Source organism: Cellulomonas septica (genome assembly GCF_012396155.1).
Lineage (GTDB): Bacteria > Actinomycetota > Actinomycetes > Actinomycetales > Cellulomonadaceae > Cellulomonas > Cellulomonas septica.
Window position 1 is genome coordinate 1 of record NZ_JAAXOY010000448.1, and the last position, 3,031, is coordinate 3,031.

Sequence of the window (3,031 nt, forward strand, 5' to 3'; positions counted from 1 at the left end):
GCCCGCGACCACCGCCACGAGCAGGGCAGCCGGTCCCGTGCGCACCGCCGTCCACCACGGCACCGGGACCGCCGCCGGCCGGCCCGTGCGCCGGACCAGGAGACCGCCCGCGGCGACCAGCGCGACCGCGACCACCGCGACGGGCGCCCCCCACGGCACCACGCCCTCGGTCACGACCGCCGTCGCCCCCAGCACCCCGAGCGTCACGCTCGGCGCGACCGCGACGGCCGCCACGACCCCGTGCCGCCAGCCCCACGCCCGCAGGACGACCAGGCCCGGGCCCCAGAACACCCCCACGGTCGCGACCGCCGTCACGGCAGCGGCCATCCACGTCATGCCGGAAGCATCGGCACGCGCGCGGACGGCCTTGACGCCCCGCATCCGACCGTCGGGCGCCGGCACGGTCGGCACGGCACGACGGCTACGCTCCAGGCGTGCCGCAGCACCCCACCCCCCGCCTCGTCCTGGTCGGTCCGCCCGGCTCCGGGAAGTCGACCGTCGCGCAGGCGCTCGCCGACCGTTGGCAGCTCGCGGTCCGCGACACCGACGCGGACGTCGAGCGCACCGCCGGCAAGCCGATCTCCGAGATCTTCGTCGACGACGGCGAGCCGCACTTCCGCGCCCTGGAGCGTGCCGCGGTGCTCGCCGCGCTCGCCGAGCACGACGGCGTCCTCGCCCTCGGCGGCGGTGCCGTGGTCGACGAGCACAGCCGTGCGGCGCTCGTGGCCTACCGGGCCGCGGGCGGTGCGGTGGTGTTCCTCGACGTCTCGCTCGCGCACGCGGCCCCGCGGGTCGGCTTCAACCAGTCGCGGCCGCTGCTGCTCGGCAACCCGCGGGCGCGCTGGCAGGCGCTCATGGAGGCCCGCCGCCCGGTCTACGAGGAGGTCGCGAGCGTGCGGGTGCTCACGGACGGCTTGCGCCCGGCGGACGTCGCCGTGGCGGTGGAGGACGCGCTCGCGACGCTGCGCGTCGGCGACGGCGCCGCGGCGGCGCGGGAGGACGGACGATGACGACGACGGTGCGGGTGGAGGGCGACGCGCCCTACGACGTGATGATCGGCCGGCACCTGCTGGGCGAGCTCCCGGCCCTGCTGGGCGAGGGCGTGCGCCGGGTGCTCGTGGTGCACCCCGCGGCGCTCGCGACGTCGGCGGAGGCGGTCCGCGAGGACCTGCTGGGGCACGGCTACGAGGCGTTCGCCGCCGAGGTGCCGGACGCGGAGGCGGCGAAGACGGCGCAGGTCGCGTCGTTCCTGTGGGGGGTGCTGGGCCAGGCGGACTTCACGCGGTCGGACGCCGTGGTCGCGCTCGGCGGCGGTGCGACGACGGACCTGGGCGGGTTCGTCGCGGCGACGTGGCTGCGGGGCATCCGGGTCGTGCAGGTCCCGACGACGCTGCTCGCGATGGTCGACGCGGCCGTCGGCGGCAAGACGGGCATCAACACGGCGGAGGGCAAGAACCTCGTCGGCGCGTTCCACCCGCCGGCGGGCGTGCTCTGCGACCTCGCGGCGCTCGAGTCGCTGCCGGCGCACGACTTCGTGGCGGGGCTCGCGGAGGTCGTGAAGTGCGGCTTCATCGCCGACCCCCGGATCCTCGAGATCGTCGAGGAGAACGTCGCGCTGCTGCGCGACCCGGTGGCCGCGTCGTCGTCGCCCGTGCTGGCCGAGCTGGTCGAGCGCGCGGTCGCCGTCAAGGCGCGGGTCGTGGGGGAGGACCTCAAGGAGGCGGGCCTGCGCGAGATCCTCAACTACGGGCACACGTTCGGCCACGCGGTCGAGCAGGTCGAGCGGTACCAGTGGCGGCACGGCGCCGCGGTGTCGGTCGGCATGGTGTTCGTCGCCGAGCTCGCGCGCCTGGCCGGCCGGCTCTCGGACGACGTCGTGGAGCGGCACCGCGCGATCCTCACCTCCCTGGGCCTGCCGGTGTCGTACCGCGGCGACCGCTGGGACCGGCTCGTGGCCGCGATGCGCCGCGACAAGAAGACGCGCGGCGACCTGCTGCGGTTCGTGGTGCTGGAGGACGTCGGCCGCCCGGTGCGGCTCGAGGGCCCGGACCCGACCCTGCTCGCCGCCGCGTACGCCGAGGTCAGCGAGGGCGCTCCGGCCCCGTCGCGCGCGGTGTCGCTGTGACGCGTCCGCCCGGTGGTGCGCGGCGCGTCGCGCACCGGCGTGTCGCCTAGGCTGGGGAGATGACGCGCGCGCTGGTGCTCAACGGTCCCAACCTGGCCAGGCTCGGGTCCCGGGAGCCCGACGTGTACGGCTCGGCGTCGCTCGACGACCTGGCGGCGTCGGTCGAGAAGTGGTGCGTGGACCTCGGCATCGACGCCGACGTCCGGCAGACGGACGACGAGTCGGAGCTGGTCGGCTGGCTGCACGAGGCCGTCGACACGCGTGCGCACGTCGTGCTCAACCCGGCCGCGTTCACGCACTACTCGTACGCGCTGCGCGACGCGGCGGCGCAGGTCACGTCGGCGGGCCTCGTGCTGGTCGAGGTGCACATCACGAACCCGTACGCGCGCGAGGCGTTCCGGCACACGTCGGTCGTGGGCGGCGTGTCGACGGGGACGGTCGCGGGGTTCGGCTTCGACTCCTACCGCCTGGCGCTGACGGCGATCGCGCTGCGCGTCTGAGCACGCGCGCTCCCGTCCCGGACAAGCACCGGGACTTGTCTCCGTCGCTACAAGCATGCAGACTTGTCGTATGTTCGTGCTCACGATCGACCAGCGGGGGAGCCGCCGGCACGGCGACCGTGTCGAGCAGCTGCTCGCGGACCTCGCCGCGCACCACGAGCAGACGGGGGTCGACCCGCTGCGCGGGTTCGAGCGGACCGTCGGCGACGAGGTGCAGGGCGTGTACGACGACCCCGAGCCGGTGGTCGACGTCGCTCTGCACGTGCTGCGGCTCGGCGGGTGGACGGTCGGCATCGGCGCCGGACCCGTCGACGAGCCGCTCCCGGACTCCCCGCGCGCGGGCAGCGGACCCGCGTTCGTGCTCGCGCGCACCGCGGTCGAGGTAGATCCCGCCGCCGAGCAGCAG

At 75.7% G+C, this 3,031-nt stretch carries 4 protein-coding genes and 1 pseudogene; 4 read left to right on the forward strand and 1 reads right to left on the reverse strand.

Annotated features, from left to right (window positions below; translation table 11 throughout):
• Positions 1-336 (reverse strand): hypothetical protein (locus tag HGA02_RS14785; protein ID WP_210728615.1); only part of this gene is annotated, 336 nt, incomplete at its 3' end.
• 98 nt (positions 337-434) lie between these two features.
• Here HGA02_RS14785 and HGA02_RS14790 point away from each other — a divergent pair.
• The 4 genes and pseudogenes from HGA02_RS14790 to HGA02_RS14805 form a co-directional block, all read left to right on the forward strand.
• Complete coding sequence (locus tag HGA02_RS14790) at positions 435-1,010, forward strand: shikimate kinase (RefSeq protein ID WP_168679770.1); 576 nt, start codon at positions 435-437, stop codon at positions 1,008-1,010.
• The gene (gene aroB, locus HGA02_RS14795) at positions 1,007-2,125 is read left to right on the forward strand and encodes a 3-dehydroquinate synthase (protein WP_168679771.1); all 1,119 of its coding nucleotides are present in this window, start codon (positions 1,007-1,009) and stop codon (positions 2,123-2,125) included. The genes HGA02_RS14790 and aroB overlap by 4 nt, the downstream gene beginning before the upstream one ends.
• 59 nt (positions 2,126-2,184) lie before the next feature.
• Positions 2,185-2,625, forward strand: coding sequence for a type II 3-dehydroquinate dehydratase (locus HGA02_RS14800; RefSeq protein WP_168679772.1), 441 nt, complete (start codon positions 2,185-2,187; stop codon positions 2,623-2,625).
• Positions 2,626-2,695: 70 nt separating this feature from the next.
• Positions 2,696-3,031 (forward strand): annotated as a pseudogene (locus HGA02_RS14805) (hypothetical protein); the annotation flags it as partial.

What these genes read in the sequence shown, in the direction of transcription:
- aroB (WP_168679771.1), top strand. Translation starts at nt 1,007, where the DNA reads ATGACGACGACGGTGCGGGTGGAGGGCGACGCGCCCTACGACGTGATG.
- HGA02_RS14800 (WP_168679772.1), top strand. Translation starts at nt 2,185, where the DNA reads ATGACGCGCGCGCTGGTGCTCAACGGTCCCAACCTGGCCAGGCTCGGG.